This window comes from Mycobacterium sp. 852002-51057_SCH5723018 (assembly GCF_001667035.1).
Lineage (GTDB): Bacteria > Actinomycetota > Actinomycetes > Mycobacteriales > Mycobacteriaceae > Mycobacterium.
This window is the reverse complement of sequence record NZ_LZIR01000099.1, coordinates 22409-29328: the sequence shown is the minus strand read 5'-3', so window position 1 is coordinate 29328 and position 6920 is coordinate 22409. Positions and strand designations below refer to the sequence as shown.

General features: G+C 70.5%; 6 protein-coding genes and 1 pseudogene. All 7 read left to right on the top strand.

Annotation, left to right across the window (positions count from 1 at the left end; genetic code table 11):
• Positions 1-945: hypothetical protein (locus tag A5764_RS28960; protein WP_197501658.1), on the top strand; the 945-nt coding region annotated here is incomplete at its 5' end.
• A gap of 133 nt (positions 946-1078) precedes the next feature.
• Positions 1079-2138, top strand: a pseudogene (gene argC, locus A5764_RS21285) (N-acetyl-gamma-glutamyl-phosphate reductase).
• On the top strand, positions 2135-3346 hold the full coding sequence (gene argJ, locus A5764_RS21280) for a bifunctional glutamate N-acetyltransferase/amino-acid acetyltransferase ArgJ (protein WP_067116761.1): 1212 nt from the start codon (positions 2135-2137) through the stop codon (positions 3344-3346). Before argC ends, argJ begins: the two are co-directional and overlap by 4 nt.
• Complete coding sequence (gene argB / locus A5764_RS21275; RefSeq protein WP_067116758.1) at positions 3343-4230, top strand: acetylglutamate kinase; 888 nt, start codon at positions 3343-3345, stop codon at positions 4228-4230. The genes argJ and argB overlap by 4 nt, the downstream gene beginning before the upstream one ends.
• An 81-nt stretch (positions 4231-4311) precedes the next feature.
• Complete coding sequence (locus A5764_RS21270; protein ID WP_067116755.1) at positions 4312-5502, top strand: acetylornithine transaminase; 1191 nt, start codon at positions 4312-4314, stop codon at positions 5500-5502.
• Positions 5499-6425: an ornithine carbamoyltransferase gene (gene argF / locus A5764_RS21265; protein ID WP_067116752.1), complete on the top strand. Its 927-nt coding sequence runs from the start codon at positions 5499-5501 to the stop codon at positions 6423-6425. Before A5764_RS21270 ends, argF begins: the two co-directional genes overlap by 4 nt.
• Positions 6416-6916, top strand: a complete 501-nt coding sequence (locus A5764_RS21260) for an arginine repressor (protein WP_369807350.1) — start codon at positions 6416-6418, stop codon at positions 6914-6916. Before argF ends, A5764_RS21260 begins: the two co-directional genes overlap by 10 nt.
• The last annotated feature ends 4 nt before the right edge of the window (positions 6917-6920 follow it).

Below are 6920 nucleotides of genomic sequence, written 5' to 3'. Positions count from 1 at the left end.
TTGGCGCTGCCGGGCCTGCCGCCGATTTCGTTGACGTTGCCGCCGTTTGCGTTGCCGCCGTTCACGTTGCCGCCGTTGCCGCCGTTGCCGAACCTGGGTGCGGACATTAGTGCGGGGCTGAACGCGTTGTTGTCGGGCAGCTTGGCGCTGCCGGGCCTGCCGCCGATTACGCTCCCGCCGTTCACCCTGCCGCCGTTCACGTTGCCGAACCTGGGTGCGCTCAGTGCTGAACTGTCTGCGGCGCTCAACGGACTGGGTGGATCGTTCGGTGCCTCGCTGAATGCGGCCCTCGGCGGCCTGGGTGCCTCGCTGAGCGCGGCGCTCAACGGCAGCCTGAACCTGGGCGCCAACCTGAGCGGGTTGATCCAGACCGGCGAAACGTTGGCGGCCAACTTTGCCGGCAACCTGGGCAACCTGACGGCCGGCTTCCAGACGGCCCTGAACGGGGCGATCCAGACCGGTGAAACCCTGGCGGCCAACCTCGTCGCCTCGCTGCCCGCACTGGACCTGCCCAGCCTGGCGGTGTCGATCAACGCCGCCCTGTCCGCCAACCTCGGTGCGGGTCTAGCGAACGCCGGTCTGGCACTGGGGGCCGGCTTGACCGGTGGCCTGTCGGGTGTGATCCAGAGTGCTGAAATGTTGGGCGGCGGCCTGGCCGCGGGGCTGTCCGGGCTGACCGGCACGGGTGCTGCGCTGGCGACGATCTGGGGCGACACCGCGGCCCAGATTGGTGGGGCGATCAGCAACGGTTTCTCGTCGACCCTGGCCGTTGGATTCCCGGGCCTGATCGACGTCGGGGCGGCCCTGGTGACCGGCATTGCCGGTGCTACCACCGGACTTGCCCAGGCCGGTGGCGCACTGGGCGGTTCGTTGTCGCTCGCCCTGACCAACCTGCTGCTTTCGCTGCAGGCGGCCCTGAACGTGAGCGTGGGCGTCAGCGGCTAGGCCACGGGTGGCGCCCAGGGGGCGCGTGTAGGTACCGGGCTCTCCCGAAGCTAGAGCCACGACCGACAGGCGGCCCCCTGGGCACCCGGCACTTCCCGGTCGATGACATGGGTTTGCAAATGAGTGCATAACCATGCAGAATCGTCGAAATGGCCGACGTATTGAGGGTGGCGGTCGCCGGTGCCACCGGCTACGCAGGCGGCGAAATCCTACGGCTACTGCTCGGGCACCCGGCCCATGCCGACGGTCGGCTCACGATCGGCGCGGTGACCGCTGCGGCGAGCGCCGGCAGCACGCTGGGGGAGCACCATCCCCACCTAATCCCGTTGGCACAGCGCGTCGTTGAACCCACCGAGCCCGCCGCGCTGGAAAGCCATGACGTCGTCTTCCTGGCCTTGCCGCATGGGCATTCGGCCGCGCTGGCCGAACGGCTCAGCCCCCAAACCCTGATCATCGACTGCGGCGCCGACTTCCGGCTCACCGACCCCGCCGCCTGGGAGCGGTTCTACGGGTCCCCGCACGCGGGCAGCTGGCCATACGGCCTGCCCGAGCTGCCCGGCGCACGGGAGCGGCTGCGCGACGCTCGGCGCATCGCCGTTCCGGGCTGCTACCCGACCGCGGCGCTGCTGGCGTTGCTGCCCGCGGTCGCCGAGGACCTCATCGAGCCCGCCGTCGCGGTGGTCGCGGTCAGCGGCACCTCCGGCGCCGGCCGCGCGGCCAAGACCGACCTGCTCGGCTCGGAGGTCATCGGATCGGCGCGCGCCTACAACATCGCCGGGGCGCACCGGCACACTCCCGAGATCGTGCAGGGACTCGGCGCCGTCACCGACCGCGACGTCACCGTCTCGTTCACCCCGGTGCTCATCCCGACCTCCCGCGGCATCCTGGCCACCTGCACCGCCCGCACCCGTGCGCCGCTATCGCAGCTGCGGGCCGCCTACGAAAAGGCTTACGACACCGAGCCATTCGTCTACCTGCTGCCCGAAGGGCAGCTGCCCCGCACCGGGGCGGTGATCGGCAGCAACGCCGCGCACCTCGCCGTCGCGGTGGACGAGGCCGCCCAGACCTTCGTGGCGATCGCCGCGATCGACAACCTGGTCAAGGGCACGGGCGGCGCGGCCGTGCAGTCGATGAACCTGGCGCTGGGTTGGCCCGAGGCAGAAGGCCTTTCGGTGATCGGGGTCGCGCCGTGACCCAAACGACTGAGGCGCGGCTGCTGCGCGAACAGGGCGTCACCGCGCCCGCCGGGTTCCGTGCCGCCGGCGTCGCCGCCGGAATCAAGGCATCCGGCGGTCGCGACCTCGCGTTGGTCTTCAACGAGGGACCCGACTACGCGGCGGCGGGCGTGTTCACCCGCAACAAGGTCAAGGCGGCCCCGGTGCTGTGGACCCAGCAGGTGCTGACTACCGGACAGCTGCGCGCGGTGATCCTCAATTCCGGCGGCGCCAACGCCTGCACTGGACCCGTCGGCTTCCAGGACACCCACGCCACCGCTGAGGCGGTCGCGGCCGCGCTGTCTGACTGGGGAACCGAGACCGGCGCCATCGAGGTCGCCGTCTGCTCCACCGGGCTGATCGGCGACCGCTTGCCGATGGACAAGGTGCTGGCCGGTGTCCGCGAAATCGTGCAGGACATGGCCGGCGGGCTGACCGGCGGCGACGAGGCCGCGCAGGCCATCATGACCACCGACACCGTCCCCAAACAGGTTGCGCTGCACCATCGGAACAACTGGACACTCGGCGGGATGGCCAAGGGTGCCGGTATGCTGGCGCCGTCGTTGGCCACCATGCTGTGCGTGCTCACCACCGACGCCGCCGTTTCGCCCGAGGCGCTCGACCGGGCGCTGCGCCATGCGACCGCCCGCACCTTCGACCGCCTCGACATCGACGGCTGCTGTTCGACCAACGACACCGTGCTGCTGCTGGCGTCGGGAGCCAGCGAAATCCGGCCGAGCCAGGCCGATCTCGACGACGCCGTGCTGCGGGTGTGTGACGACCTGTGCGCTCAGCTGCAGGCCGACGCCGAGGGCGTCACCAAACGGGTCACCGTGACCGTCACCGGGGCCGCCTCCGACGCCGACGCGCTGACCGCCGCGCGGGTGATCGCTCGCGACAGCCTGGTCAAGACGGCGGTGTTCGGCTCCGACCCGAACTGGGGCCGGGTGCTGGCGGCCGTCGGCATGGCGCCCATCGCGCTGGACCCCGATCGAATCGGGGTGTCGTTCAACGGTTCCGCGGTGTGCGTCGACGGGGTCGGCGCTCCGGGCGCGCGCGAGGTGGACCTGTCCGGGGCCGACATCGACATCGCCGTCAACCTGCGCATCGGCGAAGCCTCTGCCGCCATCCGCACCACCGACCTGTCGCACGGCTACGTCGAAGAGAACTCGGCCTACAGCTCATGACCCTGAACGTCGAAGCACTGCCCACCCAGGTCAAGGCCCAGGTGCTGGCCGAAGCCCTGCCGTGGCTCAAGCAGTTGCACGGCAGGATCGTCGTCATCAAATACGGCGGCAACGCGATGACCGACGACACGCTGCGGCACGCCTTCGCCGCCGACATGGCGTTCCTGCGCAATTGCGGCATCCACCCCGTCGTGGTGCACGGCGGCGGCCCACAAATCAGCGCCATGCTGCGGCGGCTCGGCATCGAAGGTGACTTCAAGGGCGGATTCCGGGTCACCACACCGGAAGTGCTCGACGTCGCGCGGATGGTGCTCTTCGGACATGTGGGCCGGCAACTGGTCAACCTGATCAACGCCCACGGGCCCTACGCCGTCGGCATCACCGGCGAGGACGCGCACCTGTTCACCGCCGTGCGGCGCAGCGTGACCGTCGACGGGGTGGCCACCGACATCGGCCTGGTCGGCGACGTCGAGCTGGTCAACACCGCCGCGGTGCTGGACTTGATTGCCGCGGGCCGCATTCCGGTGGTGTCGACACTGGCGCCGGACGCCGAGGGCGTGGTGCACAACATCAACGCCGACACCGCCGCGGCGGCACTGGCCGACGCCCTGGGGGCCGAAAAGCTGTTGATGCTCACCGATGTCGAAGGCTTGTACACCAGCTGGCCGGACCGCGGTTCGCTGGTCAGCGAGATCGACACCGCCACACTGGCGCAACTGCTGCCCACGCTGGAGGCGGGCATGATCCCCAAAGTGGAGGCGTGCCTGCGCGCCGTCACCGGCGGCGTGCCCAGCGCGCACGTCATCGACGGCAGGGTCGAACACTGCGTGTTGGTGGAGCTTTTCACCGACGCGGGCACCGGAACCAAGGTGGTGAGCGCGTGACGGCGACGATGCAGTGGGGGCACCCCCAGCCGCGCAGCGGCGAGGGGGACGCAGCGATGCGGAGGAGCGGCACCATTGACCGTGAGTGAAACCGAGGCACTGCAGCAGCGGTGGGACGCCGTGATGATGCACAACTACGGCACCCCGCCGGTGGCGTTGGCCAGCGGGGACGGCGCCGTGGTCACCGACGTCGACGGCAAGACCTACCTGGACCTGCTCGGCGGCATCGCAGTCAACGTCCTCGGGCATCGGCACCCGGCGGTCATCGAGGCCGTCACGCACCAGATGGCGACGCTGGGCCACACCTCCAACCTGTACGCGACCCAGCCGGGGGTCGCGCTGGCCGAGGAACTGGTCGCTCTACTGGCAGCGGAGGCCCCGGCGCGGGTGTTCTTCTGCAATTCCGGCACCGAGGCCAACGAGGTGGCGTTCAAGCTGTCGCGGCTCACCGGACGCACCAAACTCGTAGCGGCGCAAGAGGCTTTCCACGGTCGCACGATGGGTTCGCTGGCGCTGACGGGCCAGCCGTCCAAGCAGGCGCCGTTCGCGCCGCTGCCCGGTGACGTCACGCACGTGCCCTACGGCGACACCGGCGCGCTGGCCGCCGCGGTCGACGGCGAGACCGCCGCGGTGTTCCTCGAACCGATCATGGGGGAGAGCGGCGTCGTGGTTCCGCCCGAGGGTTACCTGGCGGCCGCGCGCGACATCACGGCGCGGCACGGCGCCTTGCTGGTGCTCGACGAGGTGCAGACCGGAATGGGCCGCACCGGCGCCTTTTTCGCCCATCAGCACGACGGCATCACCCCCGACGTGGTGACCATGGCCAAGGGGCTCGGCGGCGGGCTGCCGATCGGGGCGTGCCTGGCCGTCGGTCCCGCGGCCGAGCTACTGACCCCCGGCCTGCACGGCAGCACCTTCGGCGGCAACCCGATCTGCACGGCGGCGGCGCTGGCGGTGTTGCGGACGATTGCGGCCGACGACCTCATCCGGCACGCCGAGCTGCTCGGCAAGTCGGTGCGCCACGGCATCGAAAAACTCGGTCACCCGCTGATCGACCACGTGCGCGGCCGCGGATTGCTCTGGGGCATTGTGCTTTCGGAGCCACGCGCCAAGGACGCCGAGGCCGCCGCCCGAGACGCCGGCTTCCTGATCAACGCCGCCGCACCCGACGTCATCCGGCTGGCGCCGCCGCTGATCGTCACCGAAGCCCAGATCGAGAGCTTCCTCGAGGCGATGCCGGGCATCCTCGAGACCGCAGGAGCGACACAGTGATTCGACACTTCCTGCGTGACGACGACTTGACATCCGACGAGCAGGCCGAGGTGCTGCAGCTGGCCGCCGACCTGAAGAAGGACCCGTTCAGCCGTCGTCCCCTAGAGGGGCCGCGCGGTGTCGCCGTCATCTTCGACAAAAGCTCGACCCGCACCCGGTTCTCGTTCGAGGTGGGCATCGCCCAGCTGGGTGGGCATGCCGTCGTCGTCGACGCCCGCAGCACCCAGTTGGGCCGCGACGAGACGCTGGGCGACACCGCGCAGGTGTTGTCCCGCTACGTCGAGGCCATCGTGTGGCGGACCTTCGGACAGGACCGGCTGGACGCGATGGCCGCCACCGCGACGGTGCCGGTGGTCAACGCACTTTCTGACGAGTTCCACCCCTGCCAGGTGCTGGCCGACCTGCAGACCATCGCCGAACGTAAGGGGCCGCTGAAAGGCTTGCGGCTCTCCTACTTTGGTGACGGCGCCAACAACATGGCGCACTCGCTGCTGCTCGGCGGGGTCACCGCCGGCATCCACGTCGCCGTCGCCGCGCCCGACGGCTTCGCACCCGACCCGGCGGTGGTGGCCGCGGCCCGGCGCCGCGCCGCGGCCACCGGCGCCTCGGTCACCCTGACCGCAGACGCCGACGCGGCCGCCAAGGGCGCCGACGTCCTGGTGACCGACACGTGGACGTCGATGGGCCAAGAGGACGACGGGCTGGACCGGCTCACGCCGTTCCGGCCGTTTCAGGTCAACGCGCGGCTCGTGTCGCTGGCGGATCCGGAAGCCGTTGTGCTGCACTGCCTTCCGGCCCACCGTGGCGACGAGATCACCGACGAGGTGATGGACGGGCCGGCCAGCGTGGTGTGGGACGAGGCCGAAAACCGGCTGCACGCCCAAAAGGCGCTGCTGGTGTGGCTGCTGGAGCGATCCCGGTGACCCGCTCGAAGGCCAGCCCCGAAACCACCCGGGCCGGCCGGCAGGCCCGCATCGTGGCGATCCTGTCGTCGGCGCCGATCAGCAGCCAAAGCGAACTGGCGGCCCGGCTGGCCGGCGAGGGCATCGATGTCACCCAGGCCACGCTGTCGCGGGACCTCGAAGAGCTGGGCGCGGTGAAGCTGCGCGGCGCCGACGGCGGCGTCGGCGTCTACATCGTTCCCGAGGACGGCAGCCCGGTGCGCGGGGTGTCCGGCGGCACCGACCGGATGTCGCGGCTGCTCGGCGAGCTGCTGGTGTCGACCGACGCCAGCGGCAACCTCGCCGTGCTGCGCACGCCGCCGGGTGCCGCCCACTACCTGGCCAGCGCCATCGACCGCGCGGCGCTACCGTACGTGGTCGGCACCGTCGCCGGCGATGACACCATCCTCGTGGTCGCCCGTGAGCCGATGACTGGTGCGGAACTCGCGGGCATGTTCGAAAACCTTCGGTAAGGAG

Coding starts and splice junctions, on each gene's coding strand:
- argB (WP_067116758.1), top strand. CDS start 3,343: ATGACCCTGAACGTCGAAGCACTGCCCACCCAGGTCAAGGCCCAGGTG.